This window comes from Micromonospora sp. NPDC023888 (assembly GCF_040639415.1).
Taxonomy (GTDB): Bacteria; Actinomycetota; Actinomycetes; order Mycobacteriales; family Micromonosporaceae; genus Micromonospora.
The window spans coordinates 66,771-90,432 of the sequence record NZ_JBEZZW010000013.1; the positions used below are offsets into that span (position 1 = coordinate 66,771).

The window sequence follows — 23,662 nt, forward strand, 5'->3', positions numbered from 1 at the left end:
TACGTGAAACCTGTTCACGTCAGGCTACGGGCGGTGACGGGGCCGTCGCCGGCTTTCCGGGACTTCCGGCCACCGGCCCTCACTTGCGGGTGGAAATCACCTCGGGGTGGGTGAAGACGAACTCGGCCAGCTTGTCCTGCTTGACCGCCCGGAACATTTCCTTCGTCTCGTCGTTCAGCGCCTCGGTGCCGTTGCTGGTGCCGTTGAAGGTGCCGTTGTTCGTCTTGAGCATGGTCAGCTCGTTCGCGGTCACCCCGCGCATGGTGAAGATGAAGTTCTCGATCGACGCGCCGCCGGTGTCCAGCACGAACGCCTTGCCGGCCGCCTTGATGAGCTGCTGGAGCTTGCCCGGGTTGGTGAGCATCCCGCCATCGGTGGCCTTCTTGGCCATCGCCTTGATGAGCTGCTGCTGGTTCTGCTGGCGGTCGTAGTCGCCACCGGGCAGCCCGTAGCGCTGCCGGGAGTAGTCAAGCGCCGCCCAGCCCTCCATCTGCTGGCAGCCCTTCTTGTGCACCACAGCGGTGCGCGGCTTGCCGGTCTTCTTGGCGTCGGCGTTCCACATCGGCTTGCCGTCGACCATCGACATGTGCTTCGACTTGACCTCGTGACTCACGCAGATCCGCACGGTGCCGAGGGTGTCGATGACGTTCTTGAAGCCGCCGAAGTTGATGATCGCCGCACCGTCGAAGCTGACCCCGGTGAGTCCTTTGATCGTCTCGGCCATCAACTGCGCGCCGCCCTCCCAGCCGCCGCCGTTGCGGGCTCCCACCTCGAACGCTGCGTTGATCTTCGCGCTGCCGCCGGACCAACCGTTCTTCGGACGGGCCGGGATCTGCACCTCGGTGTCCCGGGGAATGGAGATCAGGTACGCCTGGTCGTGGGTGGCCGGGATGTGCAGGATGATGATGCTGTCCGAGCGCACGTCGTCGGCGGCCCAGCGCTCCCGGGCGTCCACGCCGAGCAGCAGCATGTCGATCGGGCCGTCCAGGCTGGCCCCACCCTCGGCGTCGGACTTGCTCGCGTCACCGAGCAGGTTTCGTTGCGCGATGTCCCCGGTCGCCTGGCCGATCAGCACCTTGCCGCCGACGATGCCCACTCCGCTGCTGAGCATCAGCACCGCCCCGAACACCAGTGTCAGCCGGGCCCACAGCGGGTCCTTGCGCTTGGTCCGCTTCTTCGCCGACCCTCCATCACCCACCCGGGGGTCGTCGCCGCCGCCGGGCGGGCGACCGCCCGACCCGCCACGCGAGGGGTACGCCTGGGCCGGTATGGCTGCGGCGATACGGCCGCTGGGGGCGGCGGACCCGGGGGAAGGAGGGCGGCGACTGGCCTGAACCGGCATGCGTGCTCCAGCTCGTGATCAGGAGGGGGCGGCACCACTGTACGTACATCAAATCGACTTGGCGAGTTCATCCCGGGTCAATCCCGACGCCGATTCACACGAATCGGGTCGATCGTCGCGCCTCGATGACCCGAACGGCGGGGTGACCGTCGGCCCGGCGTACCACCGGGCCGACCGGTGTGGTCAGCCGCCGTCCTTGCCCTTCGGTGGGTTGGCCTTGACCCAGTCCGCCATGGTGTCCGCCGTCATGGCCCGGTACATGGCGAGTGCCTTCTCCCGGTCCGACACCACCACCGACTCGCCGTTGATGGTGTCGCTGCCCGAGTTCGGGCTGGTCACAAAGGTGAGGTTCTGCCCGCGCAGGTTGCGGAACTGCAACGCCATATCGGTAACCGAGAAATCCTGGTCGACGGTTACGGCCGCGGTCACCGACTTGAGGAAGTTGTTGAGCTTCCCCGGGTTCGCCAGCGTGCCGGTGCTCGCCGCCTTGTCCATCAGCGCCCGGAGGAACTCCTGCTGGTGCCGCATCCGGGCGAAGTCCCCATCCGGGAACTGCTTGCGCTGCCGGATCCAGTCAAGCGCCTCCGCGCCGTCCATGTGGTTGGTGCCCTTGGTGAACGTCCGGTACGGCTTGTGGATCGAGGTGATGGTGCGCTCCACCTTCAGGTCCACCCCGCCGAGGGCATCGGTGACCTCCTTGAAGCCGCCGAAGTCGATCGCCATCACGTGGTCGATCCGGACGTCGGTGAAGCACTCCACAGTGCGAACCGCAAGCGGCAGCCCGCCGAACGCGAACGCGGCGTTGATCTTCGCGCGCTGTCCGGAGCCGCAGTCCGCACCGGCGCTCTCCGGAATCGGTACGTAGAGGTCACGCGGGATGGAGACCAGGTACGCCTCCTGGTGGTCGGCCGGGATGTGCATCACGATGATCGTGTCGGCGCGCCACTGGCTCTTGCTGTCGACAGGCGCGTCCGGGTCCCGCGAGTCGCTGCCGACCAGCAGGATGTTCAGCGCGCCGTCAACCGTCTTGGCCGGCCGGCCACCGGTGATCTCCGCGAACGGGTCGGTGCGGGCCAGGTCACCGTCGAGGTTGCGGGCGTACAACCAGGCGCCGACGCCGCCGAGCAGCGCCAGCACCAGCACCGCCACCCCCGAGACGAGGGCGATCCGCCCCCACCGGGGGCGCGGCCCACGCCGCCCCGACCCGCCGGGGCCACCCGGTCCGCCGGGCCCCCGTGGCCCCACCGGGCCGCCGGGCTTGGGCTGCTCCTCGTCGTACGGCGGATAGAAGCGCGCCTCGGCGGGACGGGCACGCCCGGAGGCGGCCCGATCGGGGCCGGGGACCGACGCGCGCCCGGCGCTGCGGTGCAGGTGCGGGTGCGGGACGCCGGCAGACGAGGTCGCAGACATGTCACTCAGGGTACGTAGCGGGAGCCACCGCCGCCTTCAGCCGACACTCAGAGACCGCAGACGCCGACGAACTGGTTATCCCAGCCGCGCCCGGAAGTACGCGATCGTGCGTCGCAGGCCGTCTTCGGGCGCCACCGTCGGCTCGTAGCCGAGCAGTTCCCGGGCGAGCGTGAGATCGGGCCGGCGCATCTCCGGGTCGTCCGAGCTGCGAGTGACATAGGTCACCGTCGAGGTGCTGTCGGAGAGCGACACGATCAACTCGGCGAGTTGCCGCATGGACAGCTCGTGCTCGGTGCCGCAGTTGACCGGGCCGGTTTCGGTCGAGTCGAGCAGCAGCAGGATGCCCCGCACCAGGTCCTCGACGAAGCAGATGGACCGGGTCTGGTTACCGGTGCCGTGCACGGTGATCGGCTCGCCGCGCAGCGCCTGCGAGATGAAGGTGGGGATGGCGCGGCCGTCGTCCGGGCGCATCCGCGGGCCGTACGTGTTGAAGATCCGCACGATGGCCGCGTCGAGCCCGCGGTAGCGGTGGTACGCCATCGTCGCGGCCTCGGAGAAGCGCTTCGCCTCGTCGTAGACGCTGCGGACCCCGATCGGGTTGACGTTGCCCCAGTAGGTCTCGCGCTGCGGGTGCTCCTTCGGGTCCCCGTACGCCTCGGAGGTGGAGGCCATCAGGAACCGGGCGCCGTCGGCGACCGCGCGCTCCAGCAGGTGCAGGGTGCCCACCGAGCCGACCCGGAGGATCTCCACCGGCAGTTGGGCGAAGTCGGTGGGGCTGGCCGGCGAGGCCATGTGCAGGATCGCGTCGAACCGCTCGGCGAGCGCCGGGTGGTCGGTCGGCAGACCCTCGGAGATGTCCGCTTCGACGAGCGTGAAGGTCGGCCGGTCCAGCAGGTGGGCGACGTTCTCCTTGGAGCCGGTCACGAAGTTGTCGAGCGCCACCACCGTGCAGCCACGGGCGATCAGGACATCCACCAGGTGCGATGGGACGAAACCAGCGCCGCCGGTGACGAGAACGCGATGACCGGAACCGAAGCGCTCAGCAACCTTCATGCTGGTCAGCCTACCGACCCCGAATTGTCGGGACGGGCCCCCGGTCCACGCGTGGCGTCGACCGGAGGCCCGTCCCTGCGAGCTGCGGCAATCAGTGGGCGCCATGGCCGGTGAGGGCGCGCACCTCCAACTCCGCGTACTTGTCCTCGTCGTGCTCCTTGGAGATGATCGTGCCGATCCACCCGCACAGGAAGCCGAACGGGATGGAGAGAATGCCCGGGTTGGACAGCGGGAACCACTGCCAGTCCTGATCCGGGAACATCGAGGTCGCCGCGCCGGAGACCACTGGCGAGAAGAACACGAGCAGCACGGCCGAGATCAGACCGCCGTAGATCGCCCACACCGCGCCGGAGGTGTTGAACCGCCGCCAGAAGAGGCTGTAGAGGATCGCCGGCAGGTTGCCCGAGGCGGCGACCGCGAAGGCCAACGCCACCAGGAACGCCACGTTGAGGTTCTGCGCGTAGATCGACAACAGGATGGAGATCGCGCCGATCACCAGGGCGGAGATCCGGGCGACCCGTACCTCCTGGCGCTCCGACGCCTCGCCCTTCCTCATGACGTTCGCGTAGAAGTCGTGCGCGAGGCTGGACGAGGAGGCCAGGGTCAACCCGGCCACCACCGCCAGGATGGTGGCGAAGGCGACCGCCGCGATGATCGCGAGCAGGGCTGCCCCACCGAGGTCACCGCCGAAGAAGTCGATACCCAACGCCTCGGCCAACTGTGGTGCGGCCGTGTTGCCGGCCTTGTCCTGTGCGGTGATCGCCTTGCTGCCGACCAGCGCCGCCGCGCCGAAGCCGAGGGCCAGGGTGAGCAGGTAGAAGGTGCCGATGATGCCGATCGCCCAGAGCACGCTCTTGCGGGCCGCCTTCGCGGTCGGCACCGTGTAGAAGCGGATCAGGATGTGCGGCAGACCGGCGGTGCCGAGCACCAGGGCGATGCCGAGGGAGAGCAGATCGACCTTGTTGTAGAAGGTCTGCGTCGAGTTGCCGGCGACTTCCACGCCGTAGCGCAACCCGGGTTCGAGGAACGCGCTGCCCTTGCCGGACGCCTCGGCCGCCTGGCCCAGGAGCGCCGACAGGTTGAAGTTGAACTTCGCCAGCACCAGGATGGTCATCAGCAGCGCGCCGCTCATCAGCAGGAACGCCTTGACGATCTGCACGTAGGTGGTGCCCTTCATCCCACCCACGGTGACGTAGATGATCATCAGCGCGCCGACCATGACGATTGTGGCAATCTTCGCGGTGGACGCGTCCATGCCGAGGAAGGTCGTCCCCGGCCGGATGCCGAGCAGCAGCGCGACAAGCGCGCCGGCACCCACCATCTGGGCGAGCAGGTAGAAGATCGACACCGTGATGGTGGAGACCGCCGCCGCCGTACGCACCGGGCGCTGACGCATCCGGAACGCCAGCACGTCGGCCATCGTGTACCGGCCCGAGTTACGCAGCAGCTCCGCGACCAGCAGCAGGGCCACCAGCCAGGCGACCAGGAAGCCGATCGAGTAGAGGAAGCCGTCGTAGCCGTAGAGCGCGATGATGCCGGCGATGCCGAGGAACGACGCGGCAGACATGTAGTCGCCGCCGATCGCCATACCGTTCTGGAAACCGGAGAAGGACCGGCCGCCGGCGTAGAAGTCCGTTGCCGTCTTGGTCTGCCGGCTGGCCCAGATCGTGATGCCCAGGGTCACCGCCACGAAGATCAGGAACAGCGTGATCGTCAGATTGCGGGCGGTGTGGTTGCCCGCCTCGGCCGCGAGGACCGTCTCAACCGCGTGGACCGTCTTCACGGGTCACCTCCCCGATCTCTTCGCGGATCCGGTCGGCGATGGGGTCGATCTTCCGGTCCGCGTACCGGGAGTAGAGCCAGGCGATCAGGAACGTGGAGACGAACTGGAGCAGGCCGAAGACCAGTGCGACGTTGATGTTGCTGCCGAACAGCTTCGTGCCCATGAAGTCCCGGGCGTACGCGGAGAGAATGACGTAGAGCGCATACCACAGGAAGAACGCGACGGTCATCGGGAAGACGAAGCCGCGCAGCGCACGCCGCAGCCCGGCGAACTCGTCCGACCGTTGTACGGCCAGGTACTTGTCCGACTGGGAAGCGGCCGGAGCGGGTGTGTCCGTGGACATCTGTGGATCACCACCTTCACAGGCGTCAGAGGAGAGTTTCGCGCACCGTAAAGAGCGCGCTCCCCGACAGGGAAGGCTGAGATCGACACCGGTAGACGAGTGCGCCGAGCGGTTGATTGCCTGCGCTAAGTGACTCAGATCACCCCGGTGACCGGTCGGTCCGGTCCAGCCGCCCGATCAGGCCGGCAGCTCGTGGTACCGCCCGCGGTAGTGCAGCAGCGGAGACGCCTCACCGGTCAGCTCGACCGTCTCGATGGTGGCCTCCACCAGCAGGCCCCAGCCGTACTCCCGGGCGTTGTCCAGTCGGCAGCCGGCCCAGCCGCCGGCGTCGCCCGGTACCGGCCCGTACGGCGTGTCGATCCACTCGCCGCTCGCGAAGAGCCCTCCCGGGGCGGGGAAGAGGCCGGCGAACCGGTCCGCGAGCTGCCGGTGCGGTGGGCCGAGCGGCGTGACCGCGAACCGGCCGGCCTCCTCCGCCGCCGCCCACAGGTCGGACTCCGGGTCGATCAGCCCGAGCAGCCGGTCCGGCTCCCCCTCGGCGACAAGCGTGGACGACACCGTCAACCCGTCCGGGCCGGGCGCCGTCCAGAGCGTCACCGGCGCGGCGAGCCGGCCGCGCAGCCGGCGTACCGGCGACCGTTGCCCGCTCGGCACCGCGAACGGATCGGTGTGATGGATCTCGGCACCCGGCTCATGATTCACGTGAAACATTGTGACCCGGTCGCCCCGCCTCCAGGATCCGACCGGCGAAGGTTCGGATCAGGGCGGCCACCTCGTCCGCGCACGTGTCGAGCACGAAGTGCCCGCCGTCGAGCAGGTGCACCTCCGCTTCCGGGACGTCGGCCCGGTACGCCTCCGGCTCGCTGACCTCGAACGACGTGTCGTGCCGGCCCCAGGCGACAAGCATCGGCGGCCGGGTGCGGCGCAGCCACTCCTGCCAGAGGGGGTACGAGGCCACGTTGGTCCGGTAGTCGTACATCAGGTCCAGTTGGACCTCGATCTGCCCAGGTCGGCTGAGGAAAGCCAGCTCGTCGACCCACAGGTCGGGGTCGTACCGCTCGGTGGCGGGATCGTTGCCGACGTGTCGGGTACGGGTGGCCGCCGGCGAGAGGATGTTCTCCCGGATCGCCTCCTCGTGCCCGGCTCGGTCCTGCCAGAAGGCCCGGCGGGTCGCCCAGAGCGGGCCCAACCCCGTGTCGTGCGCGACAGCGTTCTGCACCACCAGCCCGCGCAGCCGGTCCGGGTCGGCGAGGGCCATCCGGAACCCCACCGGGCCGCCGTAGTCCTGTACGTAGAGCAGATAGTCATCGGCGCCGACGGCGGCGGCGAAACCCGACATCGTCGTGGCGATCCGGTCGAACGTGTAGGGGAAGGTCCCTCGGTCCGGTGTGTCGCTGTGCCCGAACCCCGGGTAGTCCGGCGCGATCAGCCGGAACCGGTCGGCGAGCCGGTCAAGCAGCGGTTCGAACATCCGCGACGAGGACGGGAAGCCGTGCAGGAGCAGCAGCACCGGCGCATCCGCTGCGCCCGTCTCCCGGTAGAAGATGGAGAGCCCGTCGACAACAGTGCTGCGGTAGCGGGTGTGCGCACTCATGCCGACTGCCCCCTGTGCCGATTGATCGCACCATAACGGGCGCTCGGCGCGGCTGGTCGGCGTTTGGCCGGACGTCCCCGTCGATTCCACAGCGCCGGCCAACGGTGCCGCGATCAGCGGCGCGGGGTGACCGTCGCCAGCAACTCCGGCTGCCGCCGGTCCAGCACGTCGCCGGCCAGGTACGCCCCCAGCAGCGCCGCGCCCACCCCGTAGCCGACACCGACCGGCAGGGCCAACCAGAGCCAGGCGTCGCCGAGCAGCGCCGCGGCCACCACCATCGGCACCGCCGCGACCGCCGAGGCGACCATGGCCAGCACGGTGAGCAGACCCTTCGCGACACCGGCGCCGCTGTTCATCGCGAACGGGTTGGTCGTCTCCGGCAACGAGTACGCCCCGAGCACCGAGATGAAGCTGTTCACCGCCAACCCGGCACCGTAGCTGGCGACCAGGCTGCCGAAGGTGAGCCCGAGCCATTCCGGTCGCCCGAGCAGCACCGACAGCACCACCGCGACGAACGCCTGCATCGGCAGCACGTACAGCGAGAAGGCCACGATGCGCGCGCGCAGCTCCACCCGACCGGGCACGCCGGCCACCACGTTCACCGCGTACGCGCTGCCGTCGAAGCCGAACTGGTTGGCAAGGGTGACCGAGGCGAGCACGCCCACGAGGAGCATCGAGATGGTGACCACCACCGGTGAGGTGCCGGCGACACCCGCCGTCAACCCCGCGCCGTCCTCGAACGCGAAGTCCCCGCCCGTCACGTTGATGAACACGGGTACGAAAATGCCGACCACCGCGATCGTGATCAGGTTGGCGCGGCGGCGGGCGTCCCGCCACCAGTAGCGGGCCTCCCTGGCGACAAGCGCGCCGAACCGGTCCCGCCGCGCCCAGCCGGCCAGTCGCGGAAACAGTTGATCGACCGCGCCGCCGGTGGCGGCTCGTTGCGCCGGTGCCTTGCCGGCGTTTGCCGCACCCACCATCGCCGACTCCAGCGACCGGGACCACCAGAGCAGCAGGAGACCGATCGACACCACCGTGATCAGCACCTTGACCGGGGCGGCCCAGACCCGGCCCTGCGCCACGTCGATGCCGGCGGTCCACGGCGCCCCGAACGGCGTCCAGCCGATGACCGTCGCCACCCCGGCCAGCCGGTTCCAGTCCGCCTCGCGCAGCGCCGCGAGACCGAACACCTGCAACGGCCCGAGCAGCGCGGCGGTCACCGCCAGCAGCACGGCCGCCAGGTCACGCACCCGACGCGACCGCAGCATGGAAGCGAAGGCACTCGTCACCGCCCGGCTCGCCGCCACACACAGCAGCAGCCCACCGGCCACCCCGAGGACAGCCACCAGGCCGGCGGACCAACCGCCCAACGCCCAGGCGGTGAGCACCAACCCGAGCGACGCGACGAGAACCGCCAGCACCGGCACACTGACCAGAGCCGCGGCGAGCAGGCCGGTGACAAGCGTGCGCCGGGACAGCGGCAACAGCGCGAACCGGGCGGGATCCAACGTCTCGTCCACCCCGAAGAAGACAAGCGGCAGCAGCAGCCAACCGAGCACCAGCAGCCCACCGCCGGCCGCCGCGACAAGCACCGCGTACCGGCCGTCGCCGGCCAGGCCGGGCGCGGCGAAGAGGAAGAAACCGCTGACGGCGAACCAGAGCCCGACCAGAGCGCCGCCGACGAACAGGGCGATCCGCCAGCCCTGACCCCGGAAGTTGTTGCCCATCACCCGCAGCTTGAGCCGCACGAAGTGCCGGGCCGAGACCTGCCGCACCGGCGCGGACGGCTCGACGGCGGCGCTCACTGGGAGAGCCACGACAGCTCCTCACCGGTCGCGGTGCGACCGCCGACCACCTCGACGAAGACCTGCTCCAGCGAGCGCTCCCCGCGTACCTCGGAAAGCGTGCCGACCCGCTTGATGATGCCGCCGGCGAGGATCGCCACGTGCGAGCAGAGCCGCTCGACGACCTCCATCACGTGACTGGAGAAGACCACGGTGCCGCCGCCGGCCGCGTACCTGGTGAGGATGTCCCGGATCAGCGCGGCGGAGACCGGGTCGACCGCCTCGAACGGCTCGTCCAACACCAGCACCCGAGGGCCGTGCAGCAGCGCGCAGGCCAGGCCGATCTTCTTCTTCATGCCCGCGGAGTAGTCCACCACGAGCGTCCGACCGGCGTCACCGAGCGCCAACACGTCAAGCAACTCCGCGGCCCGCTGGTCGACCACCGCCGGGTCCATCCCCCGCAACAGCCCGTTGTACGCCAGCAGCTCCGCCCCGGTCAGCCTGTCGAACAGGCGAACCCCGTCGGGCATCACGCCGAGCAGCCGCTTGGCGACCACCGGGTCCTGCCAGACGTCGTGCCCGAGCACCCACGCCGATCCCGCGTCCGGCCGCAACAGCCCGACCGCCATCGACAGGGTGGTGGTCTTGCCGGCGCCGTTCGGGCCGAGCAGGCCGTAGAAGGAGCCGGCGGGGACGTCCAGGTCGACACCGGCCACCGCGATCGTGCCGTCGAAGCGTTTTGCCAGGCCACGCAGTGCGAGCGCGGGGTGCGCAACAGTCATGAGCTGACGTTATCCGCCGCCCGCCAGTTGCGCCTTCCGGCGGCGGGCGGATTCACGATCATCCTCAGGTCGTACCCGCCGAACAGCCTAGAGGCGCACGGTTTCGGGGGTGTGCAGGCGCAGCATGATGGCCGCGACGTCGGCCGGGGCCCGACGCCGGGTCGCCATCGACACCACGACCATCACGGTGAAGGCCAGCGGCACCGTCCAGGCGGCCGGCTGGGTGGTGAGCGTGGCCGGCCAGCCGGTCAGCGGCGGGCCGAGCACTGTGACGAGCACCGCCCCGATCGCAGCCCCGCCGCCCACCACCACACCGGCGGCGGCACCCACGTCGGTCAGCCCACGCCACCAGATGCCGAGCACCAGCAGCGGGCAGAAACTCGACGCGGCGACCGCGAACGCCAGCCCGACCACCTGCGACACGTCCAGTCCGGAGACGTGCAGCGCCAGCAGCGTCGGCACCGCTCCGGCGATCACCGTCGCCAGCCGGAAGCCGCGTACCGAGCCCCGGCCGAGCACATCCGTCGAGATCACCCCGGCGACGCTCGTCAGCAGCCCGGACGAGGTGGAGAGGAAGGCCGCGAACGCGCCCGCCGACACCAGCGCGGCCAGCAGTCGCCCGGCTGCCCCGTCGCCGAGGGCCGCACCGGGCAGCAGCACCACCACCGCGTCGGTCTGCCCGCTGACGAGCAACTGCGGCGTGTAGATCCGCCCGAGCACCCCGTACAGGGTGGGCAGCAGGTAGAAGACGCCGACCAGGGCAAGCACGACCAGGGTGGTCCGGCGGGCCGCCGCGCCGTCCGGGTTGGTGTAGAAGCGGACCAGCACGTGCGGCAGGCCCATGGTGCCCAGGAACGTGGCCAGGATCAGCGAGTACGTGGCGAACAGCCCCCGGTCGTCGTTGCCGGCGGCGCTGGGCAGCAGCCAGTCGCTGGCGTCGGTGGCCACCCCGGACACGTCCGGCACCGGGTCGCCGGCCGCGAAGGTCAGCTCGTCGCCGGGGCGTACCTCGCGGATGTCACCGTCGGGCAGGGTGAGGGTCGCCCGGTGCTCGACCACGACGGTGGTCGCGGCCCGGAACGCCGGCCCGTCCGGCGGCGTCACCGCCGGACGGCCGTCGGCCTGCCACTGCAAGGCCAGGAAGATCACCGGTACGGCGAGCGCGGTCAGCTTGAGCCAGTACTGGAACGCCTGCACGAAGGTGATGGCCCGCATCCCGCCCAGCGCCACGTTGGCGGTGACCACGGCGGCCACCAGCAGGGCACCCACCGGGTACGGGGAGCCGGCGACAGTGGCCAGCGTCAGACCGGCGCCCTGGAGTTGCGGCACCAGGTACAGCCAACCGATGAAGATCACGAATGCGGTGGCCAGGATGCGCAGCCGACGGGACCCCAGCCGCAGCTCGCAGAAGTCGGGCAGGGTGAACGCGCCCGAGCGGCGCAGCGGCGCCGCCACGAAGAGCAGCAGAGCCAGGTACCCGGCGGCGAACCCCACCGGGTACCAGAGCACGTCCACGCCGTACTTGAGAACCAGACCGGCGATGCCGAGGAAGCTCGCCGCCGACAGGTACTCACCCCCGATCGCGGCGGCGTTCCACGTCGGACTGATCGCCCGGGACGCCACCAGGAAGTCGGACGTGGTCCGGGCCAACCGCAGCCCGTAGAAGCCGATCCCGACGGTGACCAGGGTGACCGCGACGATGGCCGGGACCACGAAGTCGTTGCCCACTCAGCGCTCCGGCCGCTGCACCAGATCGGTGAAGTCCTGCTCGTTGCGCTCGGCCAACCGCACGTACGCCCAACCCACCCCGATCAGGAACGGGAACGAGGCCACCCCGAGCAGCAGCCACGGCAGGTTGACGTCGGCGACCGTGGTCCGGCCGAGCGAGGGCGCGATCGCGAACAGCAGGGGCAGCCCGCCCAACCCGATGGCCACCACGAGCGACAACCGCAACGCCAGCGCGAGTTGGGCCCGGACCAGCCCGCGGACCAGCGCCTCGCCGACCTGCGTCTGCTGGGCCAGCTCGGCGCGGGTCCGCTCGGCACGGGTGTCCTGCCGGCTGATCTCGGCCAGCACGATCCGGGCCCGCCGGGGCGGCGGTACCGCACCGCCCGACCCCACGTCAGGGAGTTGCTTGGACACCCCGGCAGTCTTGCCCGCCGCGCCGGATTGTCAAGCGCTGGCGCTCACCAGCGTCGCGTACCGGGGCAGTCCGTCACCCCGGTGGTCGTCGGGATCGCGGCAAGGTCCCGGCGGGCCCGCTCCCGGCCGAGGTTCGTCCCCCAGAGGCCGTCCCGGGGCAGCTCGGCGGCGATCTGCCCCAGCGCGCAGACGCGCATCGGCTCGGGCAACCGGGTCAGGGCCGGCACGGCGTCCGCCGACAGCCCGGACAGGTAACTGACGTCCAACCGGCCGGTCTCCAGGTACCTGTCGACGTTCCGTTCGGCGATCAACCGGTCCGGGTTGACAAGCGCCAACCCGAGCAGCGCCAGCACCGCCGTGCCGACCACCAGCCGGGGCAGCCAGGCGGCCCGCAGCCGCACCACCGCCACCCCGACCAGGACGAAGAGCAGCCCGAGCCAGAGTTCGACTGTCGTCACGAAGAGCCGGAGGCGGGTGGCGCCGTACGCGTCGGCGTAGACCTGCATCCGGTACAGCGCGGAGGCGACGACCACCAGGCTGAGCGCGGCGAGCGTGCCGAGCAGCGCACGAACCAGCAGCCGGTCCGCCCGGGTGGTCTTCGGCGCCCGGCGGGCGGCGACCGCGATCACCAGCAGGGTGAGCGCGGTGACGGCGAGCAACTGCCAGAACCCGCCGCGGGCGTACTCGGCGTAGGTGAGCCCGGCCGTACGCAGCACGTGCCCCGCGCCGCCGAAGAACACCGTGAGCTGGACCAGCACGAACGCGGCGAACAGGGTGTCGAGCAACACCAGCGGCAGGGTCCACTCCAACCGGTGCGCCGGTCGGGCCGGCCCCGGCCGCAGGCCCTCCAGGTCGGGTGGGCGACTGACCAGGTACGCGGCACCGAGCAGACCACCGCCGATCAGCGCCAGACGCAACAGCCAACCAACGACACCATCAGGCGAGATGTCCGGCAGGAGACCCGTGAGCAGGTCCGCGAAGACCGCGTCGGCGGAGGAGAAGAGCAGGCCGAACAGCGTCAACAGGCCAGCGGAGATCGCCAAACTCTTCAGGATGCGCCCGACACCGATCCCCGCTCCGGCCGGGCGGGTGTCGCGCAGTCCGCGTACCGCCCAGGAGAGGGCCCGTACCGTCGCGGCCGGCGGCAGCGTCGCGGCGACCAGCATCCCGAGCGGGCTTCGCCCGCCGGTCACCGCGAGTGTCCCGGTCACCGCGGCCGCGACCAGGCACAGCGCGAAGAGCCACCCGGCGGCGCGGACCGTGCCGACCGCGACCAACGCGATCGTCGCGACGGCCCAGGTGACCTGTACCGCCCGCCCCGGTGCCCCCGTGGCACCGGGACGGTCGGTCGCCCCCGCGGTTGGCGGAGCGGGCGTGGTGGCGGTCGCCGGCGGCATGGTGCTCGCTGGCGGCGTGGTCGCGCTGCGCGGCGCACCTGGCGGTGCCGGCGTGGCGGCGGTCGCCGGCGTGGTGGTGGCGGTCGGCGTCGCCGGCGCGCCCGGTGCGGCGCTGGGTGCGGCCGGCGGGGTGACGCCAGCCGGCGGGGGCGATGTCCGGGAACGGACGACACCGGCGGTGACCAGGGCGGCGGTACCGGCAAGCGTGGCCACCAGCCAGCCGAGGCCGGGACGAACCATCGTGAGCGTGGCCGCGCCGACGATCGCCGCCGCCGTCAACGCCGCCAGGACCAGCGGCCGGGCCGGGCCGGACGGTCCCGGCCAGCGCCGTTCGATCACCGACGGTGGCCTGGGTATGGCCGGTGCGCCCGGCCACGGATGGGGCTGACCGGCGGCCGGTCCCGGCCTGACGGTCGGGAGGACCTGCGCTCCAGTTGGTCCGGTGGCCGGTAGCGGGGTGGTGCCAGGGGTGGTCATGCGACCTCTTTCCGGTGTGGCCCGTCGCTCGGGATGGTGACCTGGATGCGGCAGCCGGGCCGGTCAACCCGGTGCGGTTTGACGGGATCGAGGACAGCGATCCGACCACCGTGCAGTTCGACGACCCAGCGGGCGATGGCCAGGCCGAGCCCCGTCCCACCGCCGGCGGATCGATCGCCGCGGGTGAACCGTTCGAAGACCCGGGACCGCTCGCCAGGTGAGATGCCCTGGCCTTCGTCGCTGACCTCGAAACGGAGCTGGTCGGCGTGTTCCTCGGCGCTCAGCCGCACCGTGCCGCCGGGTGGGCTGTGCCGTGCCGCGTTGTCGAGCAGGTTCGCGAAGACCTGGTGCAGCCGCCACGGGTCGGCGTGGACGGTCAGCGGCACCGGCAGCTCGCGGAGCTGGAAGCGCACATCAAGCGCCGCTCCGGACGCGCTGGCGGTGGCGTGCTCCACCGCCTCGTCGAGGAACTCCCCCACGTCGATGCGTACCCGGCGCAGCGGCACCACCCCGGCGTCGAGGCGGGACAGGTCGAGCAGGTCGGCGACGAGGTGGCCGAGCCGCTCGGTCTGGGACAGCGCCGAGCGCAGCGCGGCCGGTTCGGGGTCGGCTACCCCGTCCACCATGTTCTCCAGTACGCCCTGCAACGCGGTGATCGGCGTCCGCAGCTCGTGCGAGACGTTTGCGATCAACTCACGTCGGCGCTGGTCCGCGGCGTGCAGGTCCTCGGCCATCTTGTTGAACGCCTGAGCCAGCTCGCCGACCTCGTCGCGGGAGGTGGCGCGTACCCGCCTGGTGTAGTCGCCGCGGGCCATCGCGCCGGCGGCTGCCGTCATCTCGCGCAGCGGCGAGGTCATCCCGTGGGCGAGCACCTGTGAGGTGACGAGCGCGATGCAGACGCTCGTGACCGCCGTGCCGGGCGGGAGCCAACCGATGCCGTACCAGAAGTAGCCGATGGCCACCGCCCAGGCGGCGACGAGTAGCACGCCGAGCTTCATCTTGATCGAGCGGACCGGATCCAGTGGCCGGGGTAGCACCCGCTCCAGCCAGTCCAACAGCCGACCGGTCACGCGGGCACCTCCAGGGCGTACCCGACGCCGTGGACGGTCCGGATCAGGTCGGCGCCGAGCTTGCGGCGCAACGCCTTGATGTGGCTGTCCACCGTGCGGGTGCCACTCCCGTCGACCCATCCCCACACGTCGGCGAGCAGCCGCTCCCGGGGGAGCACCGTGCGGGGCCGCCCGGCGAGGTGGACCAGCAGGTCGAACTCCGTCGGCGTGAGGTGCACGTCCGCACCGGCCCGGCGGACCCGCCGCTCGGCCTCGTTGATCTCGATGTCGCCGAGGCGGATCGCGGGCGGCGTCGGGGTGGCGGCCCGCTCCACCCGCCGCAGCAGGACGTGCACCCGGGCGGCCAGCTCGCGCATCGAGAAGGGCTTGGTGAGGTAGTCGTCCGCGCCGACCGCGAGCCCGACCAGCAGGTCGGTCTCGTCGTCCCGGGCGGTGAGCATCAGCACCGGCACCGGCCGGTCGGCCTGGATGCGGCGGCACACCTCCAGGCCGTCGAAGCCGGGCAACATCACGTCGAGGACGACGAGATCCGGCTGGCCGGTGCGGAACTGCGCGACGGCGCCGGGCCCGTCCGCCGCGACCTGCACCGTGAAGCCCTCGGCCCGCAGACGGGCGGCGATGGAATCGGCGATGGTCCGTTCGTCCTCGACGACCAGTATCCGGCGTTCCTTCATGGGTCACGACTGTAGGGAGCCGCCGTGGAGATCAGTGGGTTGCGTTGTGAACAACCTGTGGAGAACCGTTCACGCCTGTGGATAACTCCGCCGCCAGGCCCGCTGGGGTGTGGGAACTCCCGAGGCTCGTTGTGGACGACCGACCGAGCTGTCAGGGTGGTCCGGTAGAGAGGAGGTGTGACGGTGACCAACCCCGCCCGGCCCGGCTGGGGCGACGCCTGGACGGTGGACGACCTCCAGGGCTTCCCCGAGGACGACCAGGTCTACGAGATCTTCGACGGGACCCTGCTCGTGTCCCCCCATGCGGACGTCTTCCACGGCGCGGTCGCCAACCGCCTCCGCCGGATCCTCGACCGGCAGGCCCCCGCCGGTGTGCTCGTCGGTCAGGACATCGGAGTCAGTGCGAAGCGCTCGTCGTACTTCGTGCCCGACCTCTTCGTCGCCCGCGAGAGCGCACTCGACAGCGGCGGTGCCGCGCTCGACCCGGCCGACGTGCTCCTCGTCGTCGAGGTGATCTCACCGAGCAACGCGAGTCGAGACCTGGTGCTCAAACGTCACGAGTACGCGGCCGTCGGCATTCCGCTCTACTGGCTTGTGGAGCCCCGTAAGCAGACTCTGACCGTGCTGGTGAACGGCACTGGTGGTTACCGCGAGCAGGCCGTTCACCCGGTCGACGAGGTCTACCGCACCGAGCAGCCGTTCCCCCTCGCCCTGCCGCTCACCGACATCTTCTGATCGCCGCCCGGAACCTTCCCCTCCGCCCAGGAGTGGGACAGGTGAAGAGGGGTGGTGAGGGTGTCCGACGGTGAACTGATTGTCGAGCTTTACGCGGGCTGTTTCCGACGACTGGTGGTCCAGCTCTACGCGGTGACCGGCGACCTGTGCGAGGCGCAGGAGGCGGTCCAGGAGGCGTTCACGCGGGCGCTGGCGGCACCCGGTCGGCTCACCCGCCTCGACAACCCGGAGGCGTGGCTGCGCCGGGTCGCGGTGAACGTCGCCCGTAGTCGTCACCGACGGCGGCGGGTGCTGGACGGGCTGCTGCGTCGGATCGGCCCGCCACCGACGGTTGCCGACCGCTCGCCCGAGCACCTGGCGCTGCTCGCCGCGTTGCGCGAACTGCCCCAGGGGCAGCGGCACGCGCTGGCCCTGCACTACCTGGTCGACCTGCCCATCGACGAGGTGGCGGCGACGCTCGGCGTTTCGCCGGGCACTGTGAAGTCCCGGTTGTCCCGGGGCCGGCAGGCGCTGAAGGCGTTGCTCACCGACTCAGAGATCAGCGAGAGCGTGACCATCGGGAGGATCGATGTCCAATCCTGAGTTCAGCGGCTTCGACGTCGACACCGTCGCGGACGCGGTCCGCCAGCCACCGCTGGACGACCTGTGGACGGCAGCGCGTGCCCGCCGTCGGCGGCGTACCAGTGGGGTGGCGCTTGTTCTGGTTGTCGCCCTGGCCGGCGTGGCGATGCTGCCACTGTTCGGCAACACCGGCCGGGGTGGATGGACCGGTCCGGACCAGCCGCCGGTCAAGCCGGACCGTGCTGGACAGCTCTTCCTGACCGGGCCGGAGTCGGCAGTCGTCGCGGGGGTGTGGGACGCCGACGACGGTTGCTTCACGGTGCGGTTCCGGCACACCGACGACGGCGGGCGGAGCTGGACCGATGACGAGATGACCCGGTACCGCACCAGCACATGCGGAAAGGACGCACAGGGAAATCCGCTGAGCAACCCGGAGTTCTCGGTGCTGGGCCAGCGCTCCTACCTGGTCCGGGATGGTGACCAGCTCCGGCTCTCCACCGACTACGGCCGCACCTGGCGGGACGCCGAGCAGGCCATGGTGACGGTGCCGGCCTTTCCGGCGAAGGCGCAGCCGGTCTTCTGTCAGTGGAGCCAGGGGTGCGGGGCGCTCCGTGAGCCGGTGGCGGTCTCTCCGACGGGAACTGTCTACCGGCTCGAAGGCAAGCCGCCGTCGCCCTACCCACCCGCGAACATCTATCCGAGTGCGGACGGAACCATCTGGGCAACCTACTGGCCGGGTTACATCGGCGTCATGGTGGTGGCCCGGAGTGTGGACCGGGGAGCCACCTGGACCACCTGGCAGTCGGCCGAGGGGGCGAACGTGATCGCGATAGCCGGGGTCAGCGCACAGGAGGCGTACCTGTTGATCGCGCTGCCGCCACCGGGTGGACCCCAGCCGACGGAGGTCGCGGGCGCGTCGCAGTTGCTGCGCACTACGGACGGGGGGCGAACCTGGGCGGACATGGGCACCAACCTGCCCAACTCATTGGAGAACCGGTGCCTGGTCGTCGGCTCGGACGGCTCCCTGCTGCTCGTCGAGACGGGAAACAGGGAGCCCTCCAACAACAGGTCCACGGCCATGATCAGTCTCGATGACGGACGACACTTCAAGACCGTCCGCGAGTACGACCGACGCGACGGAGGCGTCGGTGCCGCGCCCGGATACGCCTGGCTCTACGGCCGGGACGACCTGACGGTTGGCGGTGCGGACCACGTGCAGTTGACTCGCGACGGCACAGCCTGGACGCGCTTCTCGCTCCCGGACTGACCGCACAGGTTCAGAAGAAACGAAGCGGGGCCGGTGGCGTGGTGCCACCGGCCCCGCTTCGTCGAACCGTCAGCTGGTCGGTACGACCAGGTCCACGGTCATGCTGCCGCTGGCCGGGACGGTGAACCGTGCCAGCTTGCGGGTGCCGTCCGGCTGGGTGGCCAGGTAGCGACCGTCGAACTGCTTCTCACCGAGCGACACGTTGTAGGTGAAGAAGACCTTCTGCGGACCCTTGAGGCGGATGCTGAACTGCCCGTCGGTCATCCAGGTGTTGCCCGCGATGTCGCCGGTGTCGACGCTGCGGGCGATGACGAACCCACTGGTGAAAGGGGTGCCGTCGGGCGTACGGAAGGTGCCGGTCAACTGGACGCCCTGGTCGAGCCGCACGTTGTGGGTGGCGGCCGCGCCGGCGGTCACCGTCACCGGAGTGGCGGTGAACCGGCTGGGCTTGTCGCCGGACCAGGCGCTCGCGTACGGGTTGGCCCAGACCACCACGGGCCAGGCGTACGGGCCGAGCCGGTTGAGGGTGTAGACGCCGTGCTCGTCGGTGGTGGCGTCCTGCGCCCCAACCCCGGGGTGGGCGGTCAGCACCGACACGCCGGCGTTCGGCACCGGCTTGCCGGCCGGGTCGGTGACCGTGCCCGTGACCGTGCCGGCCCGGTCCAGCCTGATCTGCGGCCCGGTGGCGACCTGGCCGGCGGTCGCGGTGACGACGGCTGCCTCGCGCTCGTCGCCGGTGCCGCCGTTGGCGCCCACCCACTGGCGGCCGTAGGTGTCGCCTTGCGGCACCGCGAAGAGCTTGTAGCTGCCGGCGGTGAGTGGACCGACCGTGATCTTGCCGGTGCGGTCGCTGCAGTCGCCGTAGCCGTCTGAGAGCTTCGCCTGCTTCGGTAGGAACGTGTCCAGGCAGATGTCCGGCACGGGCCGGCCGCTCTCCCGATCCACGATGGTGGTGCTGATGACCGCGCCGGGCTTCATCTTCACGGTCAGCTTGGTGTCGGCGCTCGCCTTCACCCGCACCCCGGTCACCTCACGGCTGAAGTGCAGCCGGTCCGGTACGTCCAGGTAGATGGTGTGGCGGCCCTGCGGCAGGTCGGTGACGGTCACCGTGCCGGTGCCGTTGCTGCAGACCGACTGGGCGCAGAAGTTGGCGATGGGCGCTCCGCTCACCGAGTCGACCGCCTTCACGGTGACCGAACCGGTACCGAGCAGGCTGTCCGTGATCCTCGTCTGCTCCCCGCCGCGTACCTCGACGCGGTCGGCTTCCTCCGAGGTCAACTTGCCGCGGTAGTACTGCTGGCGATCACCGGCGTACAGGCCGACGATGTAGGAGGCCGCGAGTAGCTGCGCGGTGAACTCACCGTTCGCGTCGGTCTCCGTGTACGCCCCGCTGGCGCCGCTTGCGGTGTTGACGCTGACCTGGGCGTTCGCGAGCGGGGCACCGGCGGCGGTGGTGAACCGGCCGCTGAGAGTGCCCGCCGGCAGCGTGGTCTCGTTGACCACTGTCGCCTCGTCCGCCTTCACCTCGAAGACGCCGGCACTCTCCTCGTCGATCTTTCCGGGCACGTACTGCTCCTGGTAGGAGCCCGGAATCGGCTGGAGGCTCAGGATGTAACGGCCGGGCTGGGTGGTGAAGCTGAATCGACCCTGCTCGTCGGTGCGGCCCCCGGTCGTGGCGCCCGTCTCGACCTCGCGGGCGTCGATGGAGAGGTCCGGCACCGGGTCGCCCGCGGTGTTGACGATCTGACCGGTGATGGTGCCGACGGCGAAGAGCTGCTCGTCGGCCCTGGCGGTGCCACCGGCGGTGACGGTCACCGGGTTGGCGGTCCAGATCGTCGCCTGCTGGTGGTAATACTGCCCAGGCTGCTCAAGCGGGAAGTAGCCCACCAGGTACGGGCCCGCGGGCAGATCGGCGATGGTGTAGTTGCCGTCGGCGTCGGTGCTCGTGTTGTCGACGTACGAGTAGCTGTCGGGGTCGTAGACCTGCACCTGAACGTCGGCGGCGGCGGTGCCGGTGCTGGTGGTGAGTCGTCCGCTGACCGCACCGGTTGCGGCGGCCTGGGCCGGGGTGGTGCCGGGCAGCACGAGTGCCGCCACGACGGCACCGGCCAGCAGGGCGCGGCGGGCTGGGATTAGTTGCATCGATGTCCCCTTGTGAGGGTGGTGGGGCGACCTGAGCAGGCTTCGCCCACACCGACCCTGCGCCCCGTACGGGGATCGGCTCTCGGAGAATAGGCCACCGGCGATATCCGCCGGCAGGGCCGGTCGGGCGGATCCGCCCGACCGGTCATCCCTCCTCAGCGGACGGTCACCCCAGGCCGACGCGCTCCGGGCGGGCCGAGGCGGAGCCGAGCCAGGTGTGCGGGTTGCCGTACCAGCACCAGCCCAGCTTCGGTGCCCCTTGGCTGATCCAGATCGCCGGCACCCGCTTGTCACCGCAGCGGGAGCCGACGAGTGAGAAGCACCTGTTGCTGGCCAGCGCGGCCGGGTGCAGCGTGACGAAGGCGAGACCCTCGTCGATGGTGAGCGGCAGCCGGCCCTGGGCGGTGATCCCCTCCATGGCGGTAGCGGGGGCCAGATTGCGGAACTCCTCGCCCCGGTCGACGTCGAAGAGCAGGTACGCCGGCCCGGTGGGCACCTCCAGTTCCTTGATCGGGTCGAAGCGCGGCAGGTCGTCGTCGGCGTAGTTGCGGTCGAGGATGCCGGGCTTGCGCTTGCCGGCCAGGGTGGTGAGCCCCAGCCGCTCCACCACCCCGATCAGGTCCCGGGTGATGACCAGCAGGAACGGCACCCGGGCGTCGGTGGGGGCGGGCAGGCCGGCGGTGCCCTCGATCGCCCTGGCCCGCAGCGGCGCGACCAGGTCGCGGAAGGCGCTCTCGGGCAGCCCGGCCAGGTCGGGGTAGCCCAGGTGCACCAAGCGGTCGAGTTGGCTGTCGAATTCGGTGGCAGCGTCGAACACGGGCAGCTCCGTTCGTCGTCGTTCCAGGTACCGTACGACGTACGGCTTGCCGATGTTATTCCCGCTGCCAGGATGCAACCCTCGCGGGCCAGTGGTCCGTCGTACGACCGTGATGGTCAGCAGAGGGGAAATACCGCGGTGAGGCGGGCCGACGAGGACGACTTCCACGACTTCGTCGCCGACCGGATGGACCGCTGGCGACGGAGTGCGTTCCTGCTCTGTCAGGACTGGCACGCCGCCGACGACGTCGTCTCGGTCACCGTGACGAGGCTCTACCGGAATTGGCGCCTGGTACGTCGGGCGGACAACCGCGACGCGTACGCGCAGCGGGTCCTGACCCGCTGCTGGCTCGACGAGCGGCGTCGGCCCTGGAGCAACCGCGAGCAGTCGTGGGCGAAGGTGCCGGACGTGGCCCGCGCCGTGCCCGAGACGGTGACCGATCGCGACGGGCTCGCCGCGTTGCTGCGCTCGCTCGCTCCGAAGCAACGGGCGGTGCTCGTCCTGCGCTTCTACCTCGACTATTCGGTCGAGGAGACCGCCCGGATCCTCGGCATCTCCGCCGGCACCGTCAAGAGCCAGTCCGCACGCGGGCTGGCGAACCTGCGCACCGCCGTCAACAGTCAGTACTGAGCGGGAAGGCACCAGATGAGTCACCAGCTGTTCGACGAATTGATCGGTACACCCCCAGCGCCCACTGTCGATCTCAAGGGCATCGTCCGACGGGAACGGCGGCTCAGGACCGCCCGGCGGATCGGCGGCTCGGTGGCCGCCGTGCTGGCCCTGGCGATGGCCGGCGGCGTCAGCGTCGCCGTACGCGACCGGGGGCCCGATGCCACGCCGCAGGCCGCTGCCTCCCTGCCCGCCGCGGACAACCGGTTCCGCCTGGTCTTCGACACCGACGAGGCGGCCGACGCCAGCGCCAAGCGCCTCAGCCAGGAGCTGGACCGGGCGCTCCGGAAGGTGGCGCCCGGCGCGAAGTGGATCTGGATGCCGGAACACCTCGACGAGCCTCGCAAGCCGGACGGGCAGCCGCCGACGTTCACCCACCGGGGCTCCCCGGACTCAGTCGGTGGCTCCTCCGGCATCTCCTACCAGGGTCGCGAGGGTTCCCTGGGCGTGTCGATCAGCCCGGACGAGTACCCCGACGCGGCCTACGGGCCGGGCGGGTTCCACTGGCCGTGCCAGCTGCCACAGGGCATCCAGGAGGACACCCGCTACCGCAGGGTGTGCGAGGCGGGCACGACCCCGAGCGGGGCGCGGTTGAAGACCGAGACGCTGACCGGTAAGCAGCAGAGGAGCGTGCAGCATCTCATCGCGATCCAGTTGCCCGGCAACCGGATGCTTGAGGCGAGCGTGCTGAACATGGTCGGGGTCGACGAGTCGGCGGTGCCCGCGCAGCCGAACGCGCCGCTGTCCATGGAGCAGCTGAAGGCCATCGTCCTGACCATCGCCGACCAGGTCAAGGCCTGACCACCGCCGGGGCGGGGCGGAGCCGACGACGGTGCGAAGGGCTGGAGCCGGGGTCAGCGGCCCCAGTCCTGCTTGGCCGCCCGGACCAGCTTGTCCTTCAGCTCCCGGGTGTGCCGCCGGCTCACCGGCAGCTCGGTGGCGTCGATCACCACGACGTAGCCGGAGTTGACGAGCCGCAGCTCCGCGATCAACTTGAGCTGCACCAGGTACGACCGGTGCACCCGGACGAAACCGGCATCGGCCCACCGCTCCGCCAGCGTGGCCAGCGAGACCCGCACCAGGTGCGACCCGTCCGCCGTGTGCAACCGGGCGTAGTCGCCCTGCGCCTCCACCCAGCGCACCGCCGAGCGGGGCAGCATCCGGGTCGTGCCGGCCAACTCGATGGGAATTGTCGGGTCCTCCTCCGCGCGGGCCAGCGCCGCCGGATGCGACGGCACCACCCGCGCCCCGATCACCCGACGCAGCGACTCGGCCAGCCGGTCGGCACGAACCGGCTTGCGCACGTAGTCGGTGGCACCCAGGTCGAAGGCGTCCACCGCGCCGTCGTCGTACGCGGTGACGAAGACGATCGCCGGTGGCCGGGCGAACCGGCGCAGCACCCGCGCCAACTCCATCCCGTCCAGGCCCGGCATCCGGATGTCCAGGAAGACCACGTCCACGTCACCGTCCCGCAGGAGCCGCAACGCCTCCGTCGCGTCCCCGGCGGTGTGCAGCCGGGCCACCCGGGGATCGGCCCGCAGGTGGTACGCCAGCTCGTCGAGCGCGGGCGGCTCGTCGTCCACCGCCAGGACCCGGAGAAATCCGGACCCGTTCACCGCC

Annotated in this window: 22 protein-coding genes and 1 pseudogene; 6 read left to right on the forward strand and 17 right to left on the reverse strand. The window is 70.7% G+C overall.

What is annotated here, in order from left to right; all coding sequences use genetic code 11:
* Positions 1-79: 79 nt before the first annotated feature.
* The 12 genes and pseudogenes from AB0F61_RS14355 to AB0F61_RS14410 all read right to left on the reverse strand — a co-directional run bounded on the left by AB0F61_RS14355 (position 80) and on the right by AB0F61_RS14410 (position 13,630).
* On the reverse strand, positions 80-1,198 hold the full coding sequence (locus AB0F61_RS14355; RefSeq protein WP_357808729.1) for an LCP family protein: 1,119 nt from the start codon (positions 1,196-1,198) through the stop codon (positions 80-82).
* Between the two features lie 327 nt (positions 1,199-1,525).
* On the reverse strand, positions 1,526-2,752 hold the full coding sequence (locus AB0F61_RS14360) for an LCP family protein (RefSeq protein WP_357808732.1): 1,227 nt from the start codon (positions 2,750-2,752) through the stop codon (positions 1,526-1,528).
* 75 nt (positions 2,753-2,827) lie between these two features.
* On the reverse strand, positions 2,828-3,805 hold the full coding sequence (locus AB0F61_RS14365; protein WP_357808735.1) for an NAD-dependent epimerase/dehydratase family protein: 978 nt from the start codon (positions 3,803-3,805) through the stop codon (positions 2,828-2,830).
* A gap of 91 nt (positions 3,806-3,896) precedes the next feature.
* Entirely contained in the window at positions 3,897-5,588 is a 1,692-nt protein-coding gene (locus AB0F61_RS14370; protein ID WP_357808738.1) for a cation acetate symporter, read from the reverse strand.
* Complete coding sequence (locus tag AB0F61_RS14375; protein ID WP_355030946.1) at positions 5,566-5,931, reverse strand: DUF485 domain-containing protein; 366 nt, start codon at positions 5,929-5,931, stop codon at positions 5,566-5,568. The genes AB0F61_RS14370 and AB0F61_RS14375 overlap by 23 nt, the downstream gene beginning before the upstream one ends.
* Before the next feature lie 177 nt (positions 5,932-6,108).
* A pseudogene (locus AB0F61_RS14380) lies at positions 6,109-6,642 on the reverse strand (flavin reductase family protein); the annotation flags it as partial.
* Positions 6,623-7,525: an alpha/beta hydrolase gene (locus tag AB0F61_RS14385; RefSeq protein ID WP_357808741.1), complete on the reverse strand. Its 903-nt coding sequence runs from the start codon at positions 7,523-7,525 to the stop codon at positions 6,623-6,625. The pseudogene AB0F61_RS14380 and the gene AB0F61_RS14385, both read right to left, overlap by 20 nt.
* Positions 7,526-7,638: 113 nt before the next feature.
* A complete protein-coding gene (locus tag AB0F61_RS14390; protein WP_357808988.1) occupies positions 7,639-9,330 on the reverse strand; it encodes an ABC transporter permease in 1,692 nt (563 codons plus the stop codon).
* A complete protein-coding gene (locus tag AB0F61_RS14395) occupies positions 9,327-10,091 on the reverse strand; it encodes an ABC transporter ATP-binding protein (RefSeq protein WP_357808744.1) in 765 nt (254 codons plus the stop codon). Before AB0F61_RS14395 ends, AB0F61_RS14390 begins: the two co-directional genes overlap by 4 nt.
* An 87-nt stretch (positions 10,092-10,178) precedes the next feature.
* Positions 10,179-11,819 carry a cation acetate symporter gene (locus AB0F61_RS14400; RefSeq protein WP_357808747.1) on the reverse strand — a complete coding sequence of 547 codons (1,641 nt, stop codon included), beginning with the start codon at positions 11,817-11,819 and terminating at the stop codon, positions 10,179-10,181.
* On the reverse strand, positions 11,820-12,233 hold the full coding sequence (locus AB0F61_RS14405; RefSeq protein ID WP_357808750.1) for a hypothetical protein: 414 nt from the start codon (positions 12,231-12,233) through the stop codon (positions 11,820-11,822).
* Positions 12,234-12,277: 44 nt separating this feature from the next.
* Positions 12,278-13,630, reverse strand: a complete 1,353-nt coding sequence (locus tag AB0F61_RS14410) for a DUF4173 domain-containing protein (RefSeq protein WP_357808753.1) — start codon at positions 13,628-13,630, stop codon at positions 12,278-12,280.
* Here AB0F61_RS14410 and AB0F61_RS14415 point away from each other — a divergent pair.
* Positions 13,608-14,018: a hypothetical protein gene (locus AB0F61_RS14415; protein WP_357808756.1), complete on the forward strand. Its 411-nt coding sequence runs from the start codon at positions 13,608-13,610 to the stop codon at positions 14,016-14,018. The genes AB0F61_RS14410 and AB0F61_RS14415 overlap by 23 nt on opposite strands.
* Positions 14,019-14,103: 85 nt before the next feature.
* Here AB0F61_RS14415 and AB0F61_RS14420 read toward each other — a convergent pair whose 3' ends face one another.
* Positions 14,104-15,105: a HAMP domain-containing sensor histidine kinase gene (locus AB0F61_RS14420; protein ID WP_357808990.1), complete on the reverse strand. Its 1,002-nt coding sequence runs from the start codon at positions 15,103-15,105 to the stop codon at positions 14,104-14,106.
* A 68-nt stretch (positions 15,106-15,173) separates the two neighbouring features.
* The gene (locus AB0F61_RS14425; protein WP_357808759.1) at positions 15,174-15,851 is read right to left on the reverse strand and encodes a response regulator transcription factor; all 678 of its coding nucleotides are present in this window, start codon (positions 15,849-15,851) and stop codon (positions 15,174-15,176) included.
* 183 nt (positions 15,852-16,034) lie between these two features.
* On the opposite strand from AB0F61_RS14425, the gene AB0F61_RS14430 reads away from it, so the two are divergent.
* Genes AB0F61_RS14430 through AB0F61_RS14440 form a run of 3 tightly spaced genes read left to right on the forward strand, consistent with a single transcriptional unit; the run spans position 16,035 to position 18,414 of the window.
* Positions 16,035-16,586 carry a Uma2 family endonuclease gene (locus AB0F61_RS14430; protein WP_357808762.1) on the forward strand — a complete coding sequence of 184 codons (552 nt, stop codon included), beginning with the start codon at positions 16,035-16,037 and terminating at the stop codon, positions 16,584-16,586.
* A gap of 60 nt (positions 16,587-16,646) precedes the next feature.
* On the forward strand, positions 16,647-17,168 hold the full coding sequence (locus AB0F61_RS14435) for a sigma-70 family RNA polymerase sigma factor (protein ID WP_357808765.1): 522 nt from the start codon (positions 16,647-16,649) through the stop codon (positions 17,166-17,168).
* Positions 17,155-18,414, forward strand: coding sequence for a hypothetical protein (locus AB0F61_RS14440; RefSeq protein ID WP_357808768.1), 1,260 nt, complete (start codon positions 17,155-17,157; stop codon positions 18,412-18,414). The genes AB0F61_RS14435 and AB0F61_RS14440 overlap by 14 nt, the downstream gene beginning before the upstream one ends.
* Positions 18,415-18,483: 69 nt before the next feature.
* Here AB0F61_RS14440 and AB0F61_RS14445 read toward each other — a convergent pair whose 3' ends face one another.
* Entirely contained in the window at positions 18,484-20,556 is a 2,073-nt protein-coding gene (locus tag AB0F61_RS14445) for a carboxypeptidase-like regulatory domain-containing protein (protein WP_357808770.1), read from the reverse strand.
* 166 nt (positions 20,557-20,722) lie between these two features.
* Complete coding sequence (locus AB0F61_RS14450; RefSeq protein WP_357808773.1) at positions 20,723-21,373, reverse strand: DUF5701 family protein; 651 nt, start codon at positions 21,371-21,373, stop codon at positions 20,723-20,725.
* Positions 21,374-21,511: 138 nt separating this feature from the next.
* Between AB0F61_RS14450 and AB0F61_RS14455 the strand changes: the two genes are divergently transcribed.
* Together AB0F61_RS14455 and AB0F61_RS14460 are read left to right on the forward strand one after the other, a co-directional pair.
* Positions 21,512-22,003 carry a sigma-70 family RNA polymerase sigma factor gene (locus AB0F61_RS14455; protein ID WP_357808776.1) on the forward strand — a complete coding sequence of 164 codons (492 nt, stop codon included), beginning with the start codon at positions 21,512-21,514 and terminating at the stop codon, positions 22,001-22,003.
* 15 nt (positions 22,004-22,018) lie between these two features.
* A complete protein-coding gene (locus AB0F61_RS14460; protein WP_357808779.1) occupies positions 22,019-22,843 on the forward strand; it encodes a hypothetical protein in 825 nt (274 codons plus the stop codon).
* Between the two features lie 53 nt (positions 22,844-22,896).
* On the opposite strand, the gene AB0F61_RS14465 is transcribed toward AB0F61_RS14460, so the two are convergent.
* Complete coding sequence (locus AB0F61_RS14465; RefSeq protein WP_357808993.1) at positions 22,897-23,658, reverse strand: LytTR family DNA-binding domain-containing protein; 762 nt, start codon at positions 23,656-23,658, stop codon at positions 22,897-22,899.
* Between the last annotated feature and the right edge of the window lie 4 nt (positions 23,659-23,662).

Excerpts from the sequence above, each read along its gene's own strand:
- AB0F61_RS14360 (WP_357808732.1), bottom strand. The coding sequence starts at position 2,752 with ATGTCTGCGACCTCGTCTGCCGGCGTCCCGCACCCGCACCTGCACCGC.
- AB0F61_RS14365 (WP_357808735.1), bottom strand. The coding sequence starts at position 3,805 with ATGAAGGTTGCTGAGCGCTTCGGTTCCGGTCATCGCGTTCTCGTCACC.
- AB0F61_RS14375 (WP_355030946.1), bottom strand. The coding sequence starts at position 5,931 with ATGTCCACGGACACACCCGCTCCGGCCGCTTCCCAGTCGGACAAGTAC.
- AB0F61_RS14385 (WP_357808741.1), bottom strand. The coding sequence starts at position 7,525 with ATGAGTGCGCACACCCGCTACCGCAGCACTGTTGTCGACGGGCTCTCC.
- AB0F61_RS14395 (WP_357808744.1), bottom strand. The coding sequence starts at position 10,091 with ATGACTGTTGCGCACCCCGCGCTCGCACTGCGTGGCCTGGCAAAACGC.
- AB0F61_RS14410 (WP_357808753.1), bottom strand. The coding sequence starts at position 13,630 with ATGCCGCCGGCGACCGCCACCACGCCCGCTCCGCCAACCGCGGGGGCG.
- AB0F61_RS14420 (WP_357808990.1), bottom strand. The coding sequence starts at position 15,105 with ATGAAGCTCGGCGTGCTACTCGTCGCCGCCTGGGCGGTGGCCATCGGC.
- AB0F61_RS14425 (WP_357808759.1), bottom strand. The coding sequence starts at position 15,851 with ATGAAGGAACGCCGGATACTGGTCGTCGAGGACGAACGGACCATCGCC.
- AB0F61_RS14440 (WP_357808768.1), top strand. The coding sequence starts at position 17,155 with ATGTCCAATCCTGAGTTCAGCGGCTTCGACGTCGACACCGTCGCGGAC.
- AB0F61_RS14445 (WP_357808770.1), bottom strand. The coding sequence starts at position 20,556 with ATGCAACTAATCCCAGCCCGCCGCGCCCTGCTGGCCGGTGCCGTCGTG.
- AB0F61_RS14460 (WP_357808779.1), top strand. The coding sequence starts at position 22,019 with ATGAGTCACCAGCTGTTCGACGAATTGATCGGTACACCCCCAGCGCCC.